General features: G+C 63.6%; 20 protein-coding genes and 2 tRNA genes. 16 read left to right on the top strand and 6 right to left on the bottom strand.

Annotated elements, in window-relative coordinates:
* Positions 1–66: 66 nt before the first annotated feature.
* Positions 67–972 carry a DUF4476 domain-containing protein gene (locus tag IC234_RS16000; RefSeq protein WP_190926513.1) on the top strand — a complete coding sequence of 302 codons (906 nt, stop codon included), beginning with the start codon at positions 67–69 and terminating at the stop codon, positions 970–972.
* A gap of 69 nt (positions 973–1041) precedes the next feature.
* On the opposite strand, the gene IC234_RS15995 is transcribed toward IC234_RS16000, so the two are convergent.
* Complete coding sequence (locus tag IC234_RS15995) at positions 1042–1515, bottom strand: DUF4293 family protein (protein WP_190926511.1); 474 nt, start codon at positions 1513–1515, stop codon at positions 1042–1044.
* Between the two features lie 89 nt (positions 1516–1604).
* Here IC234_RS15995 and IC234_RS15990 point away from each other — a divergent pair, with 89 nt between their 5' ends.
* The 6 genes from IC234_RS15990 (at position 1605) to IC234_RS15965 (ending at position 12146) form a co-directional block, all read left to right on the top strand.
* Positions 1605–2810 carry a thiolase family protein gene (locus tag IC234_RS15990; RefSeq protein WP_190926509.1) on the top strand — a complete coding sequence of 402 codons (1206 nt, stop codon included), beginning with the start codon at positions 1605–1607 and terminating at the stop codon, positions 2808–2810.
* A 156-nt stretch (positions 2811–2966) separates the two neighbouring features.
* A complete protein-coding gene (locus IC234_RS15985) occupies positions 2967–4385 on the top strand; it encodes a T9SS type A sorting domain-containing protein (protein WP_190926506.1) in 1419 nt (472 codons plus the stop codon).
* 35 nt (positions 4386–4420) lie between these two features.
* A complete protein-coding gene (gene truA / locus IC234_RS15980; protein ID WP_190926503.1) occupies positions 4421–5179 on the top strand; it encodes a tRNA pseudouridine(38-40) synthase TruA in 759 nt (252 codons plus the stop codon).
* Between the two features lie 108 nt (positions 5180–5287).
* Positions 5288–9745 (top strand): gliding motility-associated C-terminal domain-containing protein, encoded by a 4458-nt coding sequence (locus IC234_RS15975; protein ID WP_190926501.1) that lies wholly within the window; start codon positions 5288–5290, stop codon positions 9743–9745.
* A 90-nt stretch (positions 9746–9835) separates the two neighbouring features.
* Entirely contained in the window at positions 9836–11608 is a 1773-nt protein-coding gene (locus IC234_RS15970; protein WP_190926499.1) for an ABC transporter ATP-binding protein, read from the top strand.
* 16 nt (positions 11609–11624) lie between these two features.
* Positions 11625–12146 (top strand): GyrI-like domain-containing protein, encoded by a 522-nt coding sequence (locus IC234_RS15965; protein ID WP_190926497.1) that lies wholly within the window; start codon positions 11625–11627, stop codon positions 12144–12146.
* Positions 12147–12257: 111 nt separating this feature from the next.
* On the opposite strand, the gene IC234_RS15960 is transcribed toward IC234_RS15965, so the two are convergent.
* The gene (locus IC234_RS15960; protein WP_190926495.1) at positions 12258–12989 is read right to left on the bottom strand and encodes a hypothetical protein; all 732 of its coding nucleotides are present in this window, start codon (positions 12987–12989) and stop codon (positions 12258–12260) included.
* 268 nt (positions 12990–13257) lie between these two features.
* Here IC234_RS15960 and IC234_RS15955 point away from each other — a divergent pair, with 268 nt between their 5' ends.
* Positions 13258–14415, top strand: a complete 1158-nt coding sequence (locus IC234_RS15955) for a zinc-dependent alcohol dehydrogenase (RefSeq protein ID WP_190926493.1) — start codon at positions 13258–13260, stop codon at positions 14413–14415.
* 11 nt (positions 14416–14426) lie between these two features.
* Complete coding sequence (locus tag IC234_RS15950; RefSeq protein WP_223827718.1) at positions 14427–14969, top strand: hypothetical protein; 543 nt, start codon at positions 14427–14429, stop codon at positions 14967–14969.
* Between the two features lie 77 nt (positions 14970–15046).
* Here the strand turns inward: IC234_RS15950 and IC234_RS15945 are convergent.
* Both IC234_RS15945 and IC234_RS15940 read right to left on the bottom strand, forming a co-directional pair.
* Positions 15047–15120, bottom strand: a tRNA-Pro gene (locus IC234_RS15945).
* A gap of 103 nt (positions 15121–15223) precedes the next feature.
* Positions 15224–15297 (bottom strand) — tRNA-Pro (locus IC234_RS15940).
* A gap of 190 nt (positions 15298–15487) precedes the next feature.
* Here IC234_RS15940 and IC234_RS15935 point away from each other — a divergent pair.
* Positions 15488–15940: a T9SS type A sorting domain-containing protein gene (locus tag IC234_RS15935; RefSeq protein ID WP_190926491.1), complete on the top strand. Its 453-nt coding sequence runs from the start codon at positions 15488–15490 to the stop codon at positions 15938–15940.
* 16 nt (positions 15941–15956) lie between these two features.
* Here IC234_RS15935 and IC234_RS15930 read toward each other — a convergent pair whose 3' ends face one another.
* Entirely contained in the window at positions 15957–16349 is a 393-nt protein-coding gene (locus IC234_RS15930) for a VOC family protein (RefSeq protein ID WP_190926489.1), read from the bottom strand.
* 92 nt (positions 16350–16441) lie between these two features.
* Complete coding sequence (locus IC234_RS15925; RefSeq protein WP_190926487.1) at positions 16442–18226, bottom strand: ABC transporter ATP-binding protein; 1785 nt, start codon at positions 18224–18226, stop codon at positions 16442–16444.
* Between the two features lie 265 nt (positions 18227–18491).
* Here IC234_RS15925 and IC234_RS15920 point away from each other — a divergent pair, with 265 nt between their 5' ends.
* From IC234_RS15920 to yajC, 6 genes are all read left to right on the top strand, one after another.
* Positions 18492–19583: a Glu/Leu/Phe/Val dehydrogenase gene (locus IC234_RS15920; RefSeq protein ID WP_190926484.1), complete on the top strand. Its 1092-nt coding sequence runs from the start codon at positions 18492–18494 to the stop codon at positions 19581–19583.
* Between the two features lie 91 nt (positions 19584–19674).
* On the top strand, positions 19675–20871 hold the full coding sequence (gene nusB / locus IC234_RS15915; RefSeq protein ID WP_190926482.1) for a transcription antitermination factor NusB: 1197 nt from the start codon (positions 19675–19677) through the stop codon (positions 20869–20871).
* Between the two features lie 106 nt (positions 20872–20977).
* The gene (locus IC234_RS15910) at positions 20978–21289 is read left to right on the top strand and encodes a YtxH domain-containing protein (RefSeq protein WP_190926480.1); all 312 of its coding nucleotides are present in this window, start codon (positions 20978–20980) and stop codon (positions 21287–21289) included.
* 109 nt (positions 21290–21398) lie between these two features.
* Entirely contained in the window at positions 21399–22397 is a 999-nt protein-coding gene (locus IC234_RS15905) for an isocitrate/isopropylmalate dehydrogenase family protein (RefSeq protein ID WP_190926478.1), read from the top strand.
* Positions 22398–22527: 130 nt separating this feature from the next.
* Complete coding sequence (locus tag IC234_RS15900; protein ID WP_190926476.1) at positions 22528–23037, top strand: DUF1573 domain-containing protein; 510 nt, start codon at positions 22528–22530, stop codon at positions 23035–23037.
* Between the two features lie 60 nt (positions 23038–23097).
* Entirely contained in the window at positions 23098–23391 is a 294-nt protein-coding gene (gene yajC / locus IC234_RS15895) for a preprotein translocase subunit YajC (protein WP_223827717.1), read from the top strand.

Genomic DNA, 23391 nt, shown 5'->3' with positions numbered 1-23391 from the left:
GGCACACCTTTTGAAAATAGCGAAAATACCCGCCGATTTCACAGCGGACTCTTTTCTGCAAACGCCATGAAAAAGCTCCTACTCCTCGCCATTGCCAGCTTCTTTTCGGCGGTGGCTCCTACCCTGGCCTATCCGCCCGCGCCGGCCAACGTCAACTTTGCCTCGGAGCGCGGCGTGCCCTTCGACTTGGTGCTGGACGGCCGCCTGGTGACGCGCGGCGGCGCCCGGCAGGTGCACGTCGACCGGCTGGCCCCCGGCCAGCACTGGGCCGACTTCACGCTGCCCGCCGGCTACGGCCGGGTGGTGCGCTTCCGCAGCCGCGTGTGGCTGCAGCCCGGCCTCGAAACCTCGTTTGTGCTGATAGCGCGGCCCGGCCGGCCCCTCGACCTGCGGCAAGTGGGCGCGGTGGCACTGTATGGCCCCGGCGGCTACGGCGGCGGGCACGGCTACAACAACGGCGGCTACTACGGCCCTGGCTACGGCGGCAATGGCGCCTACAACAGCCCCACGCCCTACGACCCCAACGGCTACGGCAATGGCAGCGGCAACAACTACCCCAACGGCGGCAATAACTACCCGAACGGCTACGACCCCAACGGCGGCTACAACAACGGCCCAAACGGTCCCAACAACGGCGGCGGAGGTTACTACCCCGGCAGCGCCAGCAGCAGCTACCGCGTGCTGCCCGCGCAGGACGTGGATGCCATCATGCAGTCGGTAAAGCAGCGGCCATTTGAAGCCAGCAAGCTGAGCACGGCCAAAGAGGCACTGGCCCAGAGCAGCATTCAGGCCGATGATTTGAAGCGCTTGCTGCGCACCTTCGAGTTCGAGGCGTCGCGGGTCGAATTTGCCAAATATGCCTACCCGCACGTGGCCGACCAGCAGAATTTCTACCGCGTGTACGACGCCTTCGATTTCGACGCCAGCGTGCAGGAGGTGCAGCAGGCCATCGGCACGGTGCCGCAACGCTAAGCGTTTTCCAATGCAAACAAAAAGGCCGCTGTGAAACCCACAGCGGCCTTTTTGTTGCCTAAAAGCTAATTAGCGCAGACGGTCCATGCTGCGCACGAGCTGCTCGTCGCGGCGGATGAAGCGGTTGGCCAGCAGGTTGAGCAGCAGCGCCAGCGTGGGCAGGTAGAAGCCGGCCAGGAACTGGCCTTCCAGCTTGAGGTTGAGCAGCTGCTCGCCTTTGTTGGAGAAGTAGAACATGGCGCCCAGCGTGGCCACAATGAGCAGCAGGTTGAGCGAGCCCAGCAGCAATTGCTTGGCGCGGTTTTTAAACTGGAAAATCTCGTAGCCGGCCAGGGCGGCCGAAGCGGCGGCCAGCGCGCCAATTAGCCACACGGGGCCGGTGCTGGCGGGCAGTTGCAGGCCCTGCGCCTGGAAACCGAAGGCCGTGAGCGTGAGCTCCTGGTGGGTGAGGCCGTCGACTTTGTGCCACAGCGGCAACGCCAACACGCTGAGCATGGCCAGGGCCAGCAACAGTAAAAACACGCTTTGGATTCTTTGTATCATCTTTGTTGTAGTGTTGAACAAGGTCCGGGCGAGTGCCGGGGCCGCAAATTTAGTCCCATCCGGCGCTTGCGCCGCTATTGTTACCTGTAATGCCAACTGCTTATGTCGTGGACGCGGTGCGTACCCCGATTGGAAAATTTGCCGGCGCTCTGAGCAGCGTCCGCCCCGACGATTTGGCCGCCCACGTGCTCCGCGAGCTCATGCGCCGCAACCCTTCCGTTGATAAGAATGCCGTGGAGGACGTCATCATTGGCGCCGCCAACCAAGCCGGGGAAGACAACCGCAACGTGGCCCGCATGGCGGCGCTGCTGGCCGGCCTGCCCATCACGGTGCCCGGCAACACCGTGAACCGCCTCTGCGCCTCCGGCCTGCAAAGCATCATGGACGCGGCCCGCGCCATTAAGTGCGGCGAGGGCGACGTGTACCTAGCGGGTGGCGCCGAGAGCATGACCCGCGCCCCGTTTGTGATGGCCAAGTCGGAGTCGGCCTTCGGGCGCGAGCTCACGGCCCACGACACCACGCTGGGCTGGCGCTTCGTGAACCCGAAGCTGAGCAAGATGCATTACCCCTTCGCCATGGGCCAGACGGCCGAAAACGTGGCCAAGCAGTACGGCATCACCCGTGAAGAGCAGGACGCGTTTGCCTTCGAGAGCCAGCGCAAGTACGCCCGGGCCCTGGAGAAAGGCCGCTTCCGCAAGGAGATTGTGCCGGTGTTCATTCCGCAGCCCAAGGGCGACACGGCGCTGTTCGACGCCGACGAGCAGCCGCGCTTTTCCTCGTTGGAGAAGCTAGCCACCCTCAAGCCCGCCTTTCAGCCCGAGGGCGGCACCGTGACGGCCGGCAACTCGGCCGGCATCAACGACGGCGCGGCGGCCGTGCTGCTGGTGAGCGAAGAGGCTCTGCAGCGCTACAACCTGAAGCCCCTGGCGCGGGTGGTGGCCTCGGCCGTGGCCGGCGTCGACCCCGCGGTGATGGGCCTGGGCCCCATTCCGGCCACCCGCAAGGTGCTGGAGCGTGCCGGCCTCACGCTGGCCGACATCGACCTGATTGAGCTAAACGAAGCCTTCGCGGCCCAAAGCATTGCCTGCATCCGCGAGCTGGGCCTGGACCCCGCCAAGGTGAACGTGAACGGCGGCAGCATTGCCCTGGGCCACCCGCTGGGCAGCTCGGGCGCCCGCATCACGGCCACGCTGCTGCACGAGATGCACCGCCGCGGCGAAGGCATGCGCTACGGCCTGGCCACTATGTGCGTGGGCGTGGGCCAGGGCGCGGCCGTGATTTACGAGAAGCTGTAGGCTACAATAATTTGCAGAAATTAGGCCCGTATGGCTAAGCATAGCGCTTGGCCATACGGGCTTTTTTGTGTACTCATTTTGTGTGCGTTGTGATTTATAAGTACCTTCCAACCTGCCGTTGTCCGGCATCTTGTCCACCTCAACCCACTACCTGATATGAATCATCTCTTCCCATTTGCCACTACTTGCTGGCGTTTGGCGCGGCGCGGCACGCTGCTGCTGGTTCTGGGCGCGGCAGTCCCCGCGGCGTGGGGACAGAGCTTCGGGCCCAAAACCGATTATCCGGTGGGTACCTCCCCTGCCAGCGTGGCGCTGGGCGACGTGACTGGCGACGGCCGGCTCGACATCGTAGTGAGCAGCAACTACACTGTTTCCGGCACTCTTAGCGGTGTGTCGGTGCTACCGGGCCTGGCCAGTGGCGGCTTTGGCCCCAATACCCTTTTCTCCACGGGTGCAAACTCGCAGAGCCTTGCGCTGGGCGACATGAATGGTGACGGCCGGCTCGACATTGTTATGACCAACAGCGGCGCTGATGCGGTTTCAGTACTGTTGGGAGTGGCAGGAGGGTTTGGCATTAAAACCGACTATCCAACGGAATCATCTCCCAGCTCGGTTGCCCTCGGCGACATGAACAATGACGGTCGCCTTGACATCGTGACGGCCAGTTTCAGGGCCTTCAATGGGGGCACAACCGGGGCAGCATCGGTTCTGCTGGGCTTAGCCACCGGCGGCTTCGGACCCAAAACTACTGCCATGACTAGCGCAATTGCCAGCGTGGCCTTGGGCGACTTAAACAACGATGGCCGCTTGGACATAGTGGGAGGCAGTGGGGTAAATGATGCCATCACTCTGGTGCAGGCCACGGCTGCCGGCGGCTGGCAAAGCCAGAATTATGCAGCCAATTATTATCCCCGAAGCATTACGCTCGGCGATGTGAATAATGATGGCCGCCTCGATATTGTGACGGCTAATTCTGATTTTGCTTCATCTTCGGTTCTTCTGGGCCAATCAGGTGGCGGCTTTAGCCGTAAAACTGACTACCCTGTTGGAGCAAACCCAAACTGCGTGGTGTTGGGCGACGTGAATGGCGATGGACGCCTTGATATGGTAACAGGTAGCGCTTCCAGCAGCCAAGTGGCGGTGTTGTTGAGTTTAGCCAGTGGCGGCTTTGGGCCCAAAACCAATTTTACCACGGATGCTAATCCTTATAAAATAGCCTTGGGTGATGTAAACGGCGATGGTCGCCTCGATATCGTGACGACCAACCCCAGCGCCAACACCGTCTCGGTCCTGCTCAACACCGGCACTTTCACGCCGCTGGCCACTGCCCGTCCCGTAGCCGCCGACGTTTCGCTCTTCCCCAACCCGGCCCGCGGCGTCTTTACCGTGCAGCTGCCCGCTGGCTTCGGCAGCACGCAGGCCGAGCTGCTCAACGCCCTTGGCCAAGTAGTGCGCCGCCCCGCCGTGGCCGTCCCCAGCTTCCGCGTCGAAACCGCCGGGCTGGCGCCGGGCGTGTACACCCTGCGGCTGCACACGGACGCGGGCGCCGTGGCCAAGCGCGTGGTGGTGGAGTAGAAACGCCAAAGGCCGCGCCTGTACTTTTGCGGCCCATGCGCTACTTCCTGCACCTTGCCTACGACGGCACCCACTACCGCGGCTGGCAGATTCAGCCCGGCCAGCCCACCGTGCAGGCCGAGCTCGACCGCTGCCTGACCCAGATACTGCGCCGCCCTACCTACTGCGTGGGCAGCGGCCGCACCGATACCGGCGTGCACGCCAGCCACCAAGTAGCCCATTTCGACGCCGAGCTGCCGGACAACATGCCGCTCGACGTGCTGCTCTACCGCCTGCGCCGCGCCCTGCCGCCCGACATCGGCGCTCTGCGCCTGCACCCCGTGCCCGATGAGGCGCACGCCCGCTTCTCGGCCGAGGAGCGCAACTACGAGTACTTCGTGGTGACGCGCCCCGACCCGTTCCGCCGCGACCACGCCCTGTACGTGGACCGGCCCTTGGACATTGCCGCCATGAACGAGGCCGCTGGCTACATGCTGGGCCAGTTTGATTTTACTTCCTTCTCGAAAGTGAAGGGCGGCGAAAACCATTACGTGTGCTACTGCACGGCCGCCGGCTGGCACCCGGCGCCGGGCGGCTGGGTGTTTCGCATTCGGGCCAACCGCTTTGTGCGGGGCATGGTGCGGCTGGTGGTGGGCACCCTGCTCGACGTGGGCCGGGGCAAGATGACGCCGCGCGAGTTTCAGCAGCTGCTCTGGGCCCAGCGGCGCGTCGACGCCAGCGGGGCGGCGCCGGCGCGGGGCCTGTTCCTGAGCCGGGTGGAGTACGAGGACGGGATTGTGCCGGAGGCTGAATAATTCGGTAAAAGGCAATACTTTAGGAGTAATTTGCAGGAGACTGCCAAGAATGCGGGCGCCGTTTCCGCGCGGCTCGCAGGTCCACTGCTCCTTTCCTTCCGTTTGCCTATGCGCTCAACATTTACCCTGTTGTTGCTTCTGGTGCTTTTCTTCCGGCCGGCCTGGGCCCAGGAAGCAGCGCCCACCGTGGAATTTACAGAGAACAAGGGCCAGTGGGATGCGCGGGCGGCCTACGCGGCGCACGTGGCCACGGGCGCCTGGCTCTTTGTGGAGCCGGACGGTCTTGCCTACGCCCTCACGAGTGGGCTGCCCGACCACGTCCCGGCCAAGTCTGGCCCCGAGCAGGCCTCTTCGCCCAGCGCATTGCTCCGCAGCCACGGCTTGCGGGTAGAGTTTGTGCAGCCGCTGGCAGGCGCTAAGCTGCTGGCCGAAAACCCGGCGGCTGGCCGCCAGCACTACCTGCGCGGCAACGACCCCAGGCGCTGGGCCGCCGATGTGCGCACCTTCCGTCAGCTGCGCTACCGCGAGCTGTGGCCCGGCACCGACTTGGTGCTGCACGAAAGCGCCGCCCACCAGCTGGAATACGACCTGCTGCTGGCACCCGGCGCCGCGCCCGCGCGGGCCCGCCTGCGCTACCGCGGTGCCGAGGCAATGCGCCTCGACGCAGTTACCGGCAACTTGCTGGTGCAAACCTCTGCCGGCCCGCTCACCGAGCTGCGCCCCCGGGCCTGGCAAACCAATGCCGCCGGCCAGCGCCAGCCCGTGGCGTGCACTTTTGAGCTGCGCGGTACCGAGGTCGGCTTCAAGTTGGGGGCCTACGACCGGCGGCGGCTGCTGGTCATCGACCCGGTGGTGCAGTTTGCCAGCTACACGGGCTCGACGGTGGAAAACTGGGGCTTTGCGGCCACTCACGATGCGGCGGGCAGCCTCTACACGGCCGGCGTGGTGTTCGAGCCCGGCTATCCGGTGACGACCGGGGCCTACCAAACGAGTTTTGGCGGCAGCATCGACATTGCCATCATGAAATTCAACACCGCCACCTCGGGGCCGGGGGCCCGGGCTTGGGCGACGCACCTGGGCGGCAACAACCTGGAATTTCCGCACAGCCTGGTGGTGAACGGGCGAGGCGAACTGCTGATGCTGGGCACTACGTCTTCCACCAATTACCCCACCACCGGCAAGGCCGCGGGCACGGCGTTTCGGGGCGGCACCCGCATTGCGCCCTACGGCAGCAGCTCGGCCTTTGTGCTACCCAATGGCTCTGACTTAATTATCAGCCGGTTGAGCGCCGACGGCGGCCGGCTGCGGGCCAGCACGTACCTGGGCGGCACGGGCAATGACGGCCTGCTCGACCCGCAAACGCCGGCGCCCAACCTGCGCTACAACTACGGCGACGCTTTCCGGGGCGACCTGGCCGTGGATGCGCAGGGCAACGTGTTCGTGGCCAGCACCACGGCCTCGGCCGATTTTCCGGGGCTGGCCGCCGGTGCCACGTTTCGCGGGGGCCTCACCGATGGCCTCGTCACCAGCCTCGATTCCAGCCTGAGCCAGGTGCGCTGGACCACGCTGCTGGGCGGCTCGGGCGCCGACGCGGCCTACTCCATGCAGCGCGAAGACAGCGGCGGCCTGCTGGTGGCCGGCGGCACCACCAGCGCCAACTTTGGGGGCACGGCGAATGGCTACCGGCCCAGCTTTGGGGGCGTGGTGGATGGCTTCGTGGCGCGCCTGTCGGGCACCGGAAGCCTCATCCAGAGCACCTACCTGGGCAGTACGGCTCTGGACCAAGCCTACTTCGTGCGGCGCACGGCGGGCGGGCAGGTGTACGTGCTGGGGCAAACGCTTACCAACAACTGGCCGGGCCTGAGCAACGGGGTGTACGGCAACCCACGGGGCCACCAGTTCATTCAGCAGCTGGCGCCCGACCTGCGCACGGCGGGGTTTGCCACGGTGTTTGGCAGCGGCCGGGCCGTGCCCGACATCTCGCCCACGGCGTTTGAGGTGGACTGCTACGGCCGCCTGTTTGTGGCGGGCTGGGGCGGCGGGCTCGACCCCAACAACGGTTCCACCGCGGGCCTCGAAGTGACTTCCAACGCCCTGCAGGCCACCACCGATGGCATGGATTTCTACCTGATGCAGCTTTCCGACGAGGCGCGGGTGTTGGAATACGCCACCTTTTTCGGCACCTCGGCCGACGACCACGTCGACGGCGGACTGTCGCGCTTCGATGCGCAGGGCTCCCTTTACCAGGCCGTGTGCGCGTGCAATCAGGGCACCGGTGCCGGCCTGCCCATTCCGGCCGGCGCGCACACCTACTCGCCCACCAACGGCTCGGCCCATTGCAACAACGCAGCCTTCCGATTTGACCTGACGGCTGGCACCAACCCGGCCGGAACCGACTCCCTCACGGTATGTGCCCGGTCTGGGCCCGTGATGCTGGGCGGTTCGCCGGCGGGCGGCGTCTGGACAGGAACGGGCGTGACGGGCTCGGTGGCAACGGGCTACCGGTTTACGCCCGACACGGCCCGGCTGGGCACGTTCGTGCTGACGTACACGAGTCCGCTTGCGGGCACCTGCGCGGGCACGGGCACGGTCACCAACACCCGGCGCATCACCGTGCTGCCGCAAGCCCTGGCCCGCATGGCAACCCGCGACACCACCATATGCCTGCAGCCGCAGGGCCCGCCGCCGCCCCTGATTCGGCTGGCGGCCACGCCGGCGGGCGGCACTTTTGTGGGCGTGGGCGTGACGAGCACCGCTCCCTTTGCTTTCGACCCCGTGGCAGCGGGGCCTGGCCAGCACCAGGTACGCTACGTGCTGCCGGGCACGGCGTCGGGCGGACGCTGCCCGTCGGTGGCGTCGGTCACGTTCACCGTATTTGGGCTGCGCTACGTCGACCTGGGCCCGCCGGTGGTGCTATGCGCCAACGACCCACCTTACGCCCTAGGCGGGCTGCCGCCTGGCGGCAGCTGGATGGGCGATGGCGTAAGCGTGAACAACCTCGGTGTCTACGTATTCACCCCCAGCCCGGCCCTGATTGGCACGCACCGGCTGGTGTATGTATTCAGCGGCACGCAGTTCTGCGCGCCCATCCGCGACACGCTGTACGTGCGGGTGAAGCCGGTGAGCGGCGCGGTGCAGGTGCCGGCCGACACGGTGCTGTGCACCACGTCAGCCGCCTTTCGGCTGCGCGGCGGCTCGCCCGCGGGCGGCACTTGGAGCGGGCCCGGCGTGACGGGCTCGCTGGCCACGGGTTTCTTTTTCACGCCCAGCCCCACCCTGACCGGTAGCCGCGCGCTGGTGTACACGGGCGCGGTGCTCGATACGGCCAGCTGCCCGGCCCGGGCCACCCGCACCGTGACCCTGCAAGCGGGCGTCGTGCAGTTGAGCATTCCCAACACCACCGTGTGCCCCACGGCCGGGCCACAGGTGCTGAGCGCCTTCCCAGCCGGTGGCATTTGGAGCGGGCCGGGCGTGACGGGCTCGCCGACCAGCGGCTACAGCTTCACACCCAGCGTGGCCCTGGTGGGCCTCCAAACGCTGATTTATGCCACCACTGCCTCTACCAATCCCTCGCTGTGCCCGGCTTCGGGGCGGCTGCAGGTGCAGGTGCTGGCTTTCCCCGCGGCCGTGCTCGATTCGCTGGCGCCGATAAGTTTTTGCGCCGCGGCGCCACCCCACGGCGTGGTGCTCACGGCCCAGCCACCCGGCGGCACGTTTGGCGGCCCCGGCGTGGTGGGCAACCGCTTCAACCCGACGCTGGCCGGGCCGGGGCGCCACGTGCTCACCTACACGCTGCCGTTTCTGACCTGCACCCAAGTAGTCACCACCGTGGCCGAGGTGACGCTACTGGCCCCCATCCGCCTGCCCGCCGACACGGTGCTGTGCCTCGACCCCGCGCCATTTCGACTGCGCGCCACGCCCGCGGGCGGCACCTGGACGGGCCCGAACGTGACGGCAGCCGGCGTCTTCACTCCGCAGCTCACGCCGGGTACCAGCGTGCTCACCTACACCCTGCCCGACGGCTGCGGCACGGCTCCCTACCGCGTCACGGTGCCGGCGCAGCCCACATTTGCGGCGCGGTGGTCGGCAATCGACTGCTCGGGCAATGCCCTGGCGCCGCGCTTGGTGCGCTTTGAAGCTACGGGGCCGGCGGCGGCGCAGGTGCAGTGGGACTTTGGCGACGGCAGCGCCCCGGGCCGCGGCGCAGTGGTGGAGCACATTTATGCGGCCGGCCGCTACCAGCCGCAGGCGTCGCTGGCGGGCGGCACGGGGCCGGGTCCCTGCCCCCGCCAGGTGGCCCTGCCGCTTCTGGAAGTGCAGCCGGCTGTGCTGCCCAACGTCATCACGCCCAATGGCGACGGGCAGAACGACGTGTTTGCGCCTCGCATCGGGGGCTGCCTGGGGCGGCTGCAAATCTTTTCCCGCTGGGGCCAGCCTGTGTTCAACAGTCCTGCCTACCACAACGAGTGGGACGGCGCCGGGCTGCCGGCCGGCATCTATTATTACCTGCTCGGTACTGCCGATGGCAGCAGTCAGCTGAAGGGCTGGGTCGAAATCGTGCGGTAGGCCGGGGTTGGGCGGCATTCGGGAGCACGGCGAAACCGGGGGTAACTCTTTCGGGTTGGCCGCGGTTTACTCCCGACCTTTGCCCCACTTATGGACCCCACCACTTCCGCCACCAAAACCGGCCAGGTCTTCGACTGGGCCGTGCTGCGCCGCCTGCTCGGCTACGTGCGTCCCTACCGGCGCGTGTTCGTTGGCCTCATCGTGCTCACCGTGGCCACGGCCGTGCTGGGCACGCTGCGGCCCTTTCTCATTCAGCGCATGGTCGATGTCAGCATCGAGCAAGGCGACATGAAGGGGCTGAACTTTATGTTTCTGCTGCTGCTGGTGCTGCTGGTGGCCCACGCCGGCGTGAGCTATTTGCAGACTTACTACGGCGGCTGGCTGGGCCAGTACATCGTGCGCGACATCCGCACCGACCTCTACCGCCACCTGCTCAGCCTCAAGCTCAAGTTCTTCGACCAGACGCCCATCGGCGTGCTCGTGACGCGCAACATCTCCGACGTGGAAACCCTGTCCGACGTGTTCAGCGAGGGTCTTGCGGCCATGGTGGGCGACATTCTGCAACTGCTTTTCATCATGGCCTTCATGTTTTGGATAGACTGGCGGCTCACGCTGGTGAGCTTGTCCGTCATTCCGCCGCTGCTGTTCAGCACCTACGTGTTCAAGGAAAAAATCAAGGGCTCGTTTCAGGACGTGCGCACGGCCGTGGCCAAGCTCAACAGCTTCGTGCAGGAACACCTCACGGGCATGAACGTGGTGCAGATTTTCAACAACGAGGAGCGCGAGTACCGCAAGTTTGCCGCCATCAACAAGGAGCACACCGAGGCCAACATTCGCTCGGTGCTCTACTACAGCATTTATTTCCCGGTGGCCGAGGTACTGGGCGCCATCGGCGTGGGCCTGCTGGTGTGGTACGCGGCGCAAGGCCAGATTGAGGGCTCCATCTCGAAGGGCGCGCTCATCGCCTTCATCATGTACAACGCGCTGTTTTTCCGCCCCATCCGTCAGATTGCCGACCGGTTCAATACCCTGCAGCTGGGCCTGGTGAGCACCGAGCGCCTGCTCAAATTGCTCGACAATCAGGAGCTGGTGGCCCCCAGCGGCACCTTCGCCCCCGCCGAGCTGCGGGGCGACGTGGAATTCAAGCACGTCAAATTTGCCTACAACGAGCCCGACTGGGTGCTCAAGGACATCAGCTTCCACGTGAAGCCCGGCCAGACCATTGCCTTCGTGGGCGCCACCGGCGCGGGCAAAACCAGCATCATCAACCTGCTGAGCCGTTTCTACGACATTCAGGAAGGCAGCATCTGCATCGACGGCCGCGACCTGCGCGAGTACGACCTCAGCCTGCTACGCCGCCAAATCGGCGTGGTGCTGCAAGATGTGTTCTTGTTCGCCGGCAGCATCCGCGACAACATCACGCTGGGCAACAAAACCATCACCGATGCGCAAATCTGGGAAGCGGCCGACCTCGTGGGCGCCCGCCGCTTCATCGAGCGCCTGCCCGAAGGGCTCGGCTACCCCGTAATGGAGCGCGGCGCTACGCTCTCGGTGGGCCAGCGCCAGCTCATCAGCTTTGTGCGGGCCATGGTGTACCAGCCGCACATCATCGTGCTCGACGAAGCCACGTCGTCGGTCGATTCCGAGACCGAAGAGCTCATTCAGCAGGCCATCGAAAAGCTGATGCAGGGCCGCACTTCGCTCGTCATTGCCCACCGCCTGAGCACCATCCAGAAAGCCGACAAAATCATCGTGCTCGACAAGGGCGAAATCAAGGAAACCGGCACCCACGAGGAATTGCTGCGCCTGGAGGGCGGCTACTACGCCCAACTCTACCGCATGCAATACGTGGTCAACGGCTAATGCTTACTCCCCAGAAATGACCCGCTACCTCTTTTTGGCCATCATCCTGCTCACCGTTGGCGCGGCCGGCGTGTACGTGTACCTGGGCGGCGCCCGCTCGCCCAAAGTTGCCCTCGAAACCACGACCGCGCCGCTGTACCTGGCCGGCCAGCCCTACCACGGCGTGGTGACGGGCGACGCCTTTGGCCGCCTTTTCCGCCGGGCCAAAGACGCCCAGACGCGCCTGCACGGCGACTTGGCCAACCTGTACCTCAACGACCCCGAGACGGCCCGCGACACCATCCGGGCCTTCATTGGGCTGGCCCTGGCCGACACCACCCAGCCGTTGCCCGCCGGCTTTCGCTACCGCGTGGTGCCCGCCGGGCAGCGCGTGGTGGCCGCGCGCCTGCAGGGCGTGAGCTACCTGCTGGCCCCCAACAAGCTCTACCCCGCGGCCCTCGAAGCCGTGAAAACCCAGAAGCTCACCCAGCGCGGCGACTTCTACCTGGAACGCTTCGGGGCCGATGATGCCTCTGAGGTGTGGGTGGGCGTGAAGTAATGGGCAGCCTCGTTTATTGACCACACCGAGGTTTTTAGCTAACAAAAAAGCCCCTGACCGAACATGGTCAGGGGCCCTCGCTTGCAGAAGTAGCATCACTTCTGACATGGCCTAACGGCCGAGGTAGTACGTGCCGCCAAACTGCAGTTGGTTGAGGCCAAAGTTGGCGCCGAAGGTGCTGAGGGTGCTTTCGTAGCTCGACGGCTTGGTAACGTTGCTATTAGGGTATTCGGGCTGGTCGAAGCTGAGGTGCGAGAAGCCAAGCGAGCCAATGGACGCGCTGATGCCCAGCTTCGGAATGGGAAAGAACACGATGCCGGGGGTCAGGTCCGCATAATAGCCGTTGCCCACGTAGCTCACGGCCACCGGAGCGCCGCTGCCACCGTTGTCGTAGGTGTTGTTCTTGGTATGCTGGTAGCCGGCGCCCAGCGTGCCCACCAGGCCAAACTGCTCGCCAAACATCTTATAGTATTGGCCGAAAGCTCCCACCCGCGTGTTGGTATTTGGCGACAAGTCGGGCAAGTTGATGGGCTGCGGCGACGTCGAAGAAGTGTTTTTGTAGATGGTGCTGGCCGCGATATAGGCCACGCTCAGTCCCACGGCCAGGTTGTCAGCCACGAAGTAGCCGCCCGACAGCGCCAGATTAAACTGGCTGGTTGTGCTTTCGCTGGAGTAAGTATAGTTACCGCCACCGCTCCGCTGGTTGTAGGTCGCACTCTGCTTGTTGGCAGTCCGGCTGTAGCCAATGTTGCCGCCCAAAGACACGGTACCGGCCGCAATACTTTGCCCCTGTGCCGCTTGCACGCTGGCGAGCGCCAACGCGAGAAGTCCAATTTTTTTCATGTGAAAAAGGTAGAAAACTGGTGAAGCCGTAAAGGTAGCGGTGCTTCTTTCTCAGTAGCCGGGCCATAGCGCACCCTCCGTATTAAGACGGAGACGCCCGTACGTATCGCTCGAACTAGTACTGAAATCCAAGGCCTTATTCCGCCAAACAGAAACCCTGCCCTCCCCAGGCAGTACAGCCAGCAGGCCTTGCGACGCTTTGAATAAGAGACTAATCTCCAGGCAAAGCCAGCAATTCACATCCTTTCCACACTTAACCCTTTTCGCTATGTTAGCAATGGATTTCAGAGGCCCCAAAAGGGTCCGCGCCGTTCAAAAGCCCATGCCCACCATCTTGCATCCCGAGGATGCCATTGTGAAGGTGCTGCGCACGTGCATCTGCGGGTCCGACCTGCACCTCTACAACGGCAACGTCCCTGACACCCGCGTCGGCATGACGTTTGGGCACGAATTCGTGGGCGAAATCGTGGAAGTTGGTTCCGAAGTAACCAATGTGAAAGTGGGCGACCGGGTGCTGGTGCCGTTCAACATTGCCTGCGGGCGCTGCATTTTCTGCAAGCAGGGCATGTTCGGCAACTGCCACGAATCCAATTCCGAGGCCACGGCCGTGGGCGGCTTCCTGGGCTATGCGCACACCGGGGGCGGCCACAACGGTGGCCAGGCCGAGTACGCGCGGGTGCCCTACGCCAATTTCGGCCCCACGGTCATTCCGGCGGGCATGAGCCTCGACGATGCCGTGCTGCTCACCGACATCACCCCGACCGGCTACCAGGCCGCCGAAATGGCCGGCATTCAGCCCGGCGACACGGTGGTCGTGTTTGGCGCGGGCCCGGTGGGCATCATGGCAGCGCGCTGCTGCTGGCTGTTTGGCGCGGGCCGCGTCATCATCCTCGACAAAGAAGACTACCGGCTGGAATTTGCCCAGAATTTCGCCAAGTGCGAAGCCTACAACTTCGAAACCGACATGGAAGACCCGGTCATGTTCCTCAAGAAGCAAACCGACTGGATTGGCCCCGACGCCTGCATCGACGCCGTGGGGGCCGAAGCCGCCGGCAATACCATGCAAACCATCACCGGGCGCAAACTGCTGCTGCAGGCCGGTTCGGCCACGGCGCTGCACTGGGCCATCAACTCGGTGCGCAAGGGCGGCGTCATCTCCATCGTGGGGGTATATGGCCCCACCGACAACCTTGTGCCCATCGGCAACGTGCTGAATAAAGGCCTCACCATCCGGGCCAACCAGGCCTCGGTAAAGCGCCACCTGCCCCGCCTGATTGACCACGTCATGAACGGCATCCTCAAGCCCAGCGAGCTGATTACGCACCGCATCCCGTTGGAAGACGTGGCCGACGGCTACCGCATTTTCTCGGCCAAGCTCGACAACTGCATCAAGCCGGTCCTCATTCCCCCCACTGCTAACGCCTAATGCCGCCCATCATGAAAAAGACCGCAGAAGACTTCGCCCACATCCCCGGCTGGGGCATCGACGCCGACCCCGAAAACGAACCCACCTACCCCAACCGCCACCGGACCGGCGAGGAGCACGACGGCCGCTCCTGGGTGCGGCCCACCCAACAGGTGCTCGACCGAGAGGTGCTGCACTCCATTGAGCGGCCCGACTACACGGCCGTGGTGGGCAACTCGGTGCCGCCCTCCGGCCTGAGCGGCATGATTCGTCGCTTCGCCTTCAAGTACAGCGAAAACCAGTACCTGCACTGGCTGCCCCTGCTCATGGCCGATAAGGTGAACGTGGTGGAAGGCATCATCGACGACCTGGCCCACGGCACGCTGCCCAACATTTGGGCCGAGAAGGGCTATCCCGCCGAGTGGAAGCACGACAAAAAGGGGATGATTGTGAAGCTGGCCACCTTCGCCGCCGTGGTGGGCGGCGGCGTCTTCCTGCTCACCCGCAACGGCGACAAGCCGCGCCGGCGCGGGATTGGCCGCCGCTACGGCTCGACCAGCCGATATAAAGGCTAGCACGGGTCGGCTCGCGCCCAAAAGCCAAAAGGCCCGCCGAACGTCTGTTCAGCGGGCCTTTTCAGTTTGTTTTCGAGTCGGGGTGGCAGGATTCGAACCTACGGCCTCGTCGTCCCGAACGACGCGCGCTACCGGGCTGCGCTACACCCCGAAAGCAGGCCGATGGGGCGGCCTGTTTTCTGTTTTCCAATTTGCGGCCGAAAAAAGCCCCCGAACCCGAAAGTTCGGAGGCTGTTTGAGCGGCTGCTCTTCCGTCGGAGTGGCAGGATTCGAACCTACGACCTCCAGCACCCCATGCTGGCGCGATACCAGGCTACGCTACACCCCGATTGGTAATTGGAGCGACAAAGGTAAGGCAATTTTTGAGAGTGGTGCAAGCCGAACGCAAATAAAGTTTCGTAAATCCTGCATCGGCCGCCGCGGCCACGCCCCGGCAAAAACGGCTTCCTGCTAAAGCGGCCCCAGAATTGCTTAGCTTTACCGTAGCCGTTTTACTCCATCCTGCTCTTATCCTACTTATGAAAAAGTTATTACTATTTGTGCTCGCCAGCACGCTGGGTTTCGGGGCTGCCCGCGCGCAAGCCCCGGCTGCTGCCTCCGCCTCCGCCGCCAAAGAAGAAGCCATTTTACCCAACGGCGCCGTGGCGGCGCCCGTCGCCGCGGCTGCTCCGGCGGCCACGCCCGCGCCGGGCCTCATTGCCCCCGCTCCCGAGACCCCTGCCGCCAACCCAAACGCCATCAAGGTGAAGGCAGAGTCGGCGGCCGGCAAGCTCACCGTCAAAACCGACAACCCCGGCCCCACCCGCGTGGAAGTGACCGACGCCGGCGGCCGCCCCGTCATCACCCACACGATGATGAACGGTCAGATTCCGGCCGTGCTCAACGTGAGCCAGCTACCGGCCGGCTCCTACATCGTGCACTGCACGGCCTACGAAAAAACCGGCATGCGCCGCGTCATGATAGGCCAGTAGCGGCTGTGCCCGGTGCTTAGCCTAATGGCTGCAGCAGGTCCCACTTGTTGCCGTAGAGGTCTTTAAACACGGCCACGTGCCCGTACACTTCGCTGCGCGGGGTTTCCAGAAAATGGAGGCCCCGCGCTTGCATGATGGGGTAGTCGCGCCAGAAGTCGTCGGTGTGCAGAAAGAGCCACACCCGGCCAGCCCCTTGCTGGCCCACGGCCCTCTTTTCGGCTTCGGTTTTGGCCTCGGCCAACAGCAGACCACAACCGCCCGTACCGGGTGGCGCCACCACCACCCAGCGCTTGCCCTCGCCCATGTCCAGGTCAGATTCCAGCCTAAAACCCAGCACCTGCGTGTAGAAGGCAATGGCTTCGTCGTAGTTGCGGACGAGGAGGGTGACGTGAGCGAGGCGTTGGTTCATGAGGATGGTAGCCTGGACTTTGCGAGTCCGGGCATTGATGGGAATTTATTGGGCCGCGCGGGTGGGCGCGGGCTCGCAGAGTCCACGCCGCTTTACGCTTCCTCGGTTTGCAGCTGCCGTTCGTAGAGGGCGCGGTAAAGGCCGTCGGTTTCGGCCATTAGGGCGTCGTGGGTGCCGTGCTGCACAATGAGGCCGTCATCGAGCACCAGGATTTCGTCGGCCAGCTTCACCGAACTCACGCGGTGCGAGATGATGAGGCTGGTGCGCGCCGCCATGATGCGCTGCAGGCTGCCCAAGATGGCATTTTCGGTCTTGGTGTCCACGGCCGACAGCGAGTCGTCCAGAATCAGGATTTTGGGCTCTTTCACGAGGGCCCGGGCCATGCTCACGCGCTGCTTCTGCCCGCCCGAAAGCGTGATGCCCCGCTCGCCCACTTTGGTGTCAAATCCTTCGGGGAAAGCCAGGATGTTCTCATACACGTCTGCGTCCTTGGCCGCTTGTAGCATGCGGGCCTCGTCGGGCTCGTCGAGGCCGAAGTTGATGTTGTTGCGAATGGTGTCCGAGAACAGGAATACGTCCTGCGGCACGTAGCCAATCTGGCCGCGCAGGGCGCGCAGCGAGTAGTCGCGCACGTCCACGCCGTCCACTTTGATGTCGCCGGCCGACACGTCGTATAAGCGGCAGAGCAGGGCGGCCACCGTGCTTTTGCCCGAGCCCGTGTTGCCGATGACGGCCAGCGTCTGGCCCGGCTTCACGCGGAAGCTCACGTTTTTCAGGGCCTGAATGCCGGTGTCGGGGTAGGTGAACGACACGTTCTCGAACACAATGTCGCCGGCCAGCTCGCGCTCCACGTTCTGACGCGACACGATGTCGGTTTTCTGGTCCAGAAACTCGTTGATGCGGGCCTGCGAGGCCTCGGCGCGCTGCACCAGCGACGACGTCCAGCCCAGCGCCGTCACCGGCCACGTCAGCAGGTTCACGTAAATCAGGAACTCGGCAATGGTGCCCGTGGTGATGGTGCCCCGGATGACTTCCTGCCCGCCCACCCACACGGTGATGAGCGTGCTCAGGCCGATGAGGAACAGAATGAGCGGGAAAAACAGCGAGTTGACGAAGTTCAGGCTTAGCGACTTCTCCTTGTATTCGTTGCTGGCGTTGACGAACTGCTCGTGCGAGTCGGCTTCGCGCACGAAGGACTTCAGCACCCGAATGCCCGAGAAGGCTTCCTGCACGAAGGTTGTCATGCCGGACAGGGCCTTCTGAATCTCGTCGGACTTGCGCTCAATCAGATTATTAACGTAGAAAATACTGACCGACAGAATGGGCAGCGGCAGCAGCGTGTAGAGCGTCAGCTTCACGTTCACCATGAGCATGAGCGGCACGATGAGCAGGAACAGCAGCACCAGCTGCAGGAAGTACATGATGGCCGGCCCGAGGTACATGCGCACGCGGCTCACGTCTTCCGAAATGCGCGACATCAAGTCGCCGGTGCTGTGGCGGCGGTAGAAGCTGAGCGGCAGCGACTGGTAGTGCTGGTAAATCTGGTTCTTCTGGTCGTTTTCGATGTGCCGCGACATGACGATGAGCGTCTGGCGCATGAAGAACAGAAAGATGCCGCGCCCCAGCGCCAGCGCAATGATGAGCACGCCGTAGAACAGCACGTTGCGCCCAAACAGTTGGTAGACGCCGCTCTGGGCCTGCGTACCGGCGTAGAGGTGGTAGAGGTCGATGCCCTCGTTCACCAAATCGAAAGCGTAGCGCACCAGCTGGGCCGGAAAAATGGCCAACAGCGTGCTCAGCGCCACGAATAACACCCCGGCGAGGAAATGCCATTTGTAGCGGTAAATGAAGGGGTTAACGGCGGATAATGCGCGCACGGGCTGGGTGGGAAAGCGGCCGGTTTGGGAAAATAGGGGTACTTTTGCGGCCTGAAAGAGAAATCAGAACGTCATGCAGAGCGCCGCGAAGCATCTTGCTTGCCGCAGTAATCCATCCGTAATACGATTGAATTACTATTCCGAGCGAGATGCTTGGCGGCGCTCTGCATGACGTTCCGGTTTTTCCGTATGAGACCCAACAAAGTTACGCCGCACTGTTCCCAACCCATCCCACAATTCCCACCAACCCATTTCACTCATCCCCATGATTGAAGCCCAAACCCTGGCCCCCGAGGCCATTTTCGGCCAAATTGCCGAGCACCAACACGAGCAGGTCGTGTTTTGCCACGACCACGAGACGGGCCTCAAGGCCATTATCGGCATCCACAACACCGTGCTGGGCCCGGCCCTGGGCGGCACCCGCATGTGGCACTACGCCTCCGACATGGAAGCCCTGAACGACGTGCTGCGCCTTTCGCGGGGCATGACCTACAAGGCCGCCATCTCGGGCCTGAACCTGGGCGGCGGCAAGGCCGTCATCATCGGCGACGCCAAAACGCTGAAGACCGAGGCGCTCCTGCGCAAGTTCGGCCGCTTCGTGAAGAACCTGAACGGCAAGTACATCACGGCCGAGGACGTGAACATGACCACCAAGGACATGGAGTACATCCGGATGGAAACCACCCACGTGGCGGGCCTGCCCGAAAGCATGGGCGGCTCCGGCGACCCCTCGCCCGTGACGGCCTTCGGCACCTACATGGGCATGAAAGCCGCCGCCAAAAAGGCGTTTGGCTCCGAGAGCCTGGCCGGCAAGCGCATCGGCGTGCAGGGCGTGGGCCACGTGGGCACCTACCTGCTGGAGCACCTGCAGAAGGAGGGCGCCAAGCTCATCGTGACCGACTACTACGAAGACCGCGCCCTGGAAGCCGCCGCTCGTTTCGGCGCCACCGCCGTGGGCCTGGACGACATCTACGACCAGGACATGGACATTTACTCGCCTTGCGCGCTGGGCGCCACGCTCAACGACGAGACCATTCCGCGCCTGAAGTGCCAGGTAGTGGCCGGCTGCGCCAACAACCAGCTCAAAGTAGAAAACCAGCACGGCCCCGACCTCGTGCGCCGCGGCATTGTGTACGCCCCCGACTTCCTCATCAACGCCGGCGGCCTCATCAACGTGTACTCTGAAGTGGTGGGCACCAGCCGCCAGGGCGCCCTCACCCAAACCGAAAAAATTTACGACTTCACCCTCCAGGTTTTGGCGAAAGCCGAAGAAGAGCATTCGCACCCGCAGGCCGCCGCCATCAAGCAGGCCAAGGAGCGCATTGCCAGCGTGGGCAAGGTGAAGTCTACCTACTAGTTGTTAGTTGCTGGTTGTCAGTTGTTAGTTAAGCACAACAGTTGACAACCAGCAACTAACAACTGACAACCAGCAACTAACAACTAACAAAATGCTCAACCGCCGCCTCCTCCGTATCAAAGTCATGCAGTCGCTCTACTCCTACCACCAGGCGGTGGGAGCGGACTTAATGCTGGCTCAGGACCGCATTGCGGCTGCTTTCGAGCCCGACCTGACGGCCAAAGAGGCCCCCGACCGCCGCAAGCTGGAAGGCCAGCGCAAGCTGGGCGAAGCCCAGTTGCGCGAGTGGTACCGCACCGGCGTGACGCCCGAAAAGACGGACGACAAAGCCGTGGACAAGGCCGTGACCGACGCCATCAACTCTTTCCAGAACCAGGTGAAGAAGGACGCCGAGCTGTACGCCGGCCAGCTGCTGGTGGGCGCCGAAAGCATTCACGACCAGTACCTGCACTTGCTCAACCTGCCCGCCGCCCTGCTCGGCGTGATTGAGGAAGAGCAGAGCCGCGAGGAGCGCCGCCGCCTCGGCCCGCGCGAAGACGCCCTGGACGCCAACCGCCTGCACCAGAACAAGGCCATTGCCAAGCTCATGGCCAACGAGCAGCTGCAGGCCACCACCATCCGGCGCAAGCTGCAGTGGGACGGCGCCGAAGAAACGGAGGCCCTGCGCACCGCCTGGGAGGAGATGAAAGCCGATGAAACCGTGCGGACCTACCTGGCCGGCAAGGACGTGGACCAGCCCGAGATGGACTACGACACGGACATGGAAATCCTGCGGCATCTCTACAAAGACTTTGTGTTCAAGGGCGAAGCCCTGCCGCGCCAGCTCGAAGCGGCCGACCTGAACTGGGAAGAAAACCGCCCCATCGTGCGCAACTTGGTGCTGAAGACGCTGAAAATGCTGCCCTACGGCGCCGACGAAAAGCAGGAACTGATGAACCTCTCGGCCAACTGGGCCGACGACCGCGAGTTTGCCGAAACGCTCTACAAGCAGACGCTCATCGAGGACGACAAGATGGAGAAGCTCATTGCCGGCTCGGTGCAGAACTGGGACGTGGAGCGCGTGGCCCTGCTCGACAAAATTATCCTGAAAATGGCCCTCACCGAGATGCAGCTCTTCCGCGGCATTCCGGTGAAAGTCACCATCAACGAGTACATCGAAATCAGCAAGCTCTACAGCACGCCCAAGAGCAAGCAGTTTGTGAACGGCATTCTGGACAAGCTGGCGACGGATTTGGCCGCCAGCGGCGACATTCGCAAGTCGGGCCGCGGCCTGCTCGACAACCAGTAGCGCCGGGCGCCGAAGCCCGGCCCCTTGTTCTACATTTGTACCCACGGCCGGGTTTCTGCGTACTCAGCCCGAACTCTTTTCCCACCTCCCAATCATCCCGACGACCATGGCCAGCAAAACCACCACCGGCATCTTGTGCTTCGCGGGCGGCGCCCTCACCGGCGCGGCCCTTGGCTTGCTCTACGCCCCCGAACCCGGCAGCGAAACCCGCTCCTGGCTCAGCTACCAGCTCGAAAAATACCGCTCCGTGCTCGCCGACCTCACCGACAGCCTGGTGACCAGCCGCGAAGGCGTGGGCCAGTCTTCGGCCAAAAGCGAAGGCCAGCGCGTGATTTCCGACGCCAAATCCAAAGCCGAACAGCTGCTGGGCGACGTCGACCAGCTCATCAACCAAATCAACTCCCGCAAGGGCGCCTAATTCAATGGGTGACTGAGCGAATGGGTGAATGGGTGAATGATGCGGAACCAAGCCATCACACCCGTTCACCCATTCACTCATTTACCCGTTCACCCATTACCAGAAGAAGATGCACGTAGTAACCCTTATTCCCGGCGACGGCATAGGCCCCGAAATCACGAAAGCCGTAACCGATATTTTTGCCGCGGCGCAGGTGCCCGTGCAGTGGGAAGAGCAGAACGCCGGCCAAACCACCTTCGACCAGTCGGGCGAGCTGATTCCCAACGCCCTGCTTAAGTCGCTCGAAAAGAATAAGGTGGCCCTCAAAGGCCCCATCACCACGCCGGTGGGCAAAGGCTTCCGCAGCATCAACGTGACGCTGCGCCAGAAGTACGACCTCTACCAGAACGTGCGCCCCAGCAAAACCACACCCGGCATCAAAACCCGCTACGAGGGCATCGACTTGGTGCTGTTTCGCGAAAACACCGAAGGCCTGTACTCGGGCCTGGAGATGTGGGACGAGCGCCTGGGCATTGCCGACGCGGTGGCCCGCGTCACGGTGGAGGGCTCGCGCAAAATCTGCCGCGCCGCCTTTGCCTACGCCGCCAAGCACGGCCGCAAAAAGGTGACGCTGGCCCACAAGGCCAACATCATCAAGATGGCCGGCACGCTGATGATAAACGCGTGCAAAGAAGCCAGCCTGGAGTTTCCGGAGATTGTGTTCGAAGACAAAATCATCGACAACATGTGCATGCAGCTGGTGGGCAAGCCCGAACAGTTCGACGTGATTGTGACCACCAACCTGTTTGGCGACTTGCTGTCGGACCTCTGCGCCGGCCTGGTGGGCGGCCTGGGCGTGGTGGCCGGGGCCAACATCGGCGACAACATGGCCATTTTTGAGGCCGTGCACGGCTCGGCTCCCGACATCGCGGGCCAGGGCAAAGCCAACCCCACCGCACTACTTCGCTCGGCCCTGATGATGCTGCACCACCTCGGCGAGCACGCCAAAGCCGACCAGATTGAAAAGGCCCTCGAAGCCACCCTGCTGCACCCGGAACAATGCACCGGCGACCTCGGCGGCCGGGCTAGCACCAGCGAGTTTGCCCAGCACATCATCGAGAAGCTGTAGCTCATCGCGTTGCTGCCTACCAATCGTTTGGCCTCCTGAGCCTGCGAAGGCCCTTCTCACGCTGAACCGTTTGTTCGGCGGAGAGAAAGCCCTGCGGGCTTGGGCTGACAACCAGATACATACCCCACTCATGAAATACCAGATTTTCCTGGCTGCTGCTCTGCTGCTCGGCGCCTGCAACCGCGACAAGAACGAGGTGGGCACCGAAGGCATGAACGCCGCCGCCACCGAAGCTTCCGACGCGGCCGCCAACCCCACCGTGGACAACCCCAACGTGGTGAGCGAAAACGAAGCGCCCAACCCCAACGCCCCGGTGATGAAATTCACCGAGTCCGAATTTGACTTCGGCGACATCAAGCCCGACACGAAGGTGCACCACACCTTCGCCTTCACCAACACCGGCAAGTCGCCGCTGCTGATTGAGGACGCCACCGCTTCGTGCGGCTGCACCACGCCCAGCTGGACCAAGGAGCCCGTGGCCCCCGGCGCCCAGGGCACCCTGGAAGTGCAGTTTGACAGCCGCGGCAAGCAAGGCATCATCAGCAAGCAGGTGGCGGTGCGGGCCAATACCCAGCCCACCATCACCACCATCCTCATCAAAGGCAACGTGCTGACGGCCGATGCCAAGAAGCCCCTCTAAATCACCTCTTTCACGCTTACCGCCATGTTGTTGACGTTATTTTTACAGGCCGCCGGAGGAATGGATTTGACCCAGTTGATTTTCCCCGTTGCCATTGGCCTGGTGGTGTTTTTCTTCCTGATTCGGCCCCAGCAAAAGCGCGCAGCCGAAGCCAAGTCCTTCCGGCAGGCGCTCACCAAGGGCACGCGCATCGTGACCATCGGCGGCCTGCACGGGCTGGTGGTCGACCTGACCGAAGACACCGTGGTGGTGGAAGTGGACCGCGGCACCAAGCTGCGCTTCGACCGCTCGGCCATTGCCCGTGAAGTGGGCAGCAAAACGAGCCCCAGCGCCGACGCCCCCGCCGCCAGCTAG

It is taken from the genome of Hymenobacter armeniacus (assembly GCF_014699055.1).
Lineage (GTDB): Bacteria > Bacteroidota > Bacteroidia > Cytophagales > Hymenobacteraceae > Hymenobacter > Hymenobacter armeniacus.
Note: the sequence above shows the minus strand (reverse complement) of the source record. Positions and strands in the feature narration are given on the sequence as shown.

Coding starts and splice junctions, on each gene's coding strand:
- truA (WP_190926503.1), top strand. CDS start 4,421: ATGCGCTACTTCCTGCACCTTGCCTACGACGGCACCCACTACCGCGGC.
- IC234_RS15905 (WP_190926478.1), top strand. CDS start 21,399: ATGCACGTAGTAACCCTTATTCCCGGCGACGGCATAGGCCCCGAAATC.
- IC234_RS15995 (WP_190926511.1), bottom strand. CDS start 1,515: ATGATACAAAGAATCCAAAGCGTGTTTTTACTGTTGCTGGCCCTGGCC.
- IC234_RS15950 (WP_223827718.1), top strand. CDS start 14,427: ATGAAAAAGACCGCAGAAGACTTCGCCCACATCCCCGGCTGGGGCATC.
- IC234_RS15965 (WP_190926497.1), top strand. CDS start 11,625: ATGACCCGCTACCTCTTTTTGGCCATCATCCTGCTCACCGTTGGCGCG.
- IC234_RS15935 (WP_190926491.1), top strand. CDS start 15,488: ATGAAAAAGTTATTACTATTTGTGCTCGCCAGCACGCTGGGTTTCGGG.
- IC234_RS15910 (WP_190926480.1), top strand. CDS start 20,978: ATGGCCAGCAAAACCACCACCGGCATCTTGTGCTTCGCGGGCGGCGCC.
- IC234_RS16000 (WP_190926513.1), top strand. CDS start 67: ATGAAAAAGCTCCTACTCCTCGCCATTGCCAGCTTCTTTTCGGCGGTG.
- IC234_RS15955 (WP_190926493.1), top strand. CDS start 13,258: ATGTTAGCAATGGATTTCAGAGGCCCCAAAAGGGTCCGCGCCGTTCAA.
- IC234_RS15985 (WP_190926506.1), top strand. CDS start 2,967: ATGAATCATCTCTTCCCATTTGCCACTACTTGCTGGCGTTTGGCGCGG.
- IC234_RS15900 (WP_190926476.1), top strand. CDS start 22,528: ATGAAATACCAGATTTTCCTGGCTGCTGCTCTGCTGCTCGGCGCCTGC.
- yajC (WP_223827717.1), top strand. CDS start 23,098: ATGGATTTGACCCAGTTGATTTTCCCCGTTGCCATTGGCCTGGTGGTG.
- IC234_RS15960 (WP_190926495.1), bottom strand. CDS start 12,989: ATGAAAAAAATTGGACTTCTCGCGTTGGCGCTCGCCAGCGTGCAAGCG.
- IC234_RS15975 (WP_190926501.1), top strand. CDS start 5,288: ATGCGCTCAACATTTACCCTGTTGTTGCTTCTGGTGCTTTTCTTCCGG.
- IC234_RS15930 (WP_190926489.1), bottom strand. CDS start 16,349: ATGAACCAACGCCTCGCTCACGTCACCCTCCTCGTCCGCAACTACGAC.
- nusB (WP_190926482.1), top strand. CDS start 19,675: ATGCTCAACCGCCGCCTCCTCCGTATCAAAGTCATGCAGTCGCTCTAC.
- IC234_RS15990 (WP_190926509.1), top strand. CDS start 1,605: ATGCCAACTGCTTATGTCGTGGACGCGGTGCGTACCCCGATTGGAAAA.
- IC234_RS15920 (WP_190926484.1), top strand. CDS start 18,492: ATGATTGAAGCCCAAACCCTGGCCCCCGAGGCCATTTTCGGCCAAATT.
- IC234_RS15970 (WP_190926499.1), top strand. CDS start 9,836: ATGGACCCCACCACTTCCGCCACCAAAACCGGCCAGGTCTTCGACTGG.